This window comes from Brevibacillus reuszeri (assembly GCF_002897295.1).
Taxonomy (GTDB): domain Bacteria; phylum Bacillota; class Bacilli; order Brevibacillales; family Brevibacillaceae; genus Brevibacillus; species Brevibacillus reuszeri_A.
On record NZ_BEXF01000169.1, the window covers coordinates 1 to 226 of the forward strand.

The 226-nt window shown below is 56.2% G+C and carries 1 rRNA gene; it reads right to left on the reverse strand.

Going from position 1 to position 226, the window contains the following annotated elements:
* A 23S ribosomal RNA gene (locus tag C3B52_RS36055) occupies positions 1 to 226 on the reverse strand; the annotation flags it as partial.

Here is a 226-nt window from a genome sequence, read left to right on the forward strand (position 1 = left end):
TTCTCTCCTCGCCTACCTGTGTCGGTTTGCGGTACGGGCACCTTGTTCCTCGCTAGACGCTTTTCTTGGCAGTGTGAAATCAGGGACTTCGGTACTTACATTTCCCTCGCCATCACAGCTTGTGCTTGACGGTGTGCGGATTTGCCTACACACCACACTTGCTGCTTGGACGGCCATCCAGTAGGCCGCTCACCCTATCCTCCTGCGTCACGCCATTGCTCAAGCG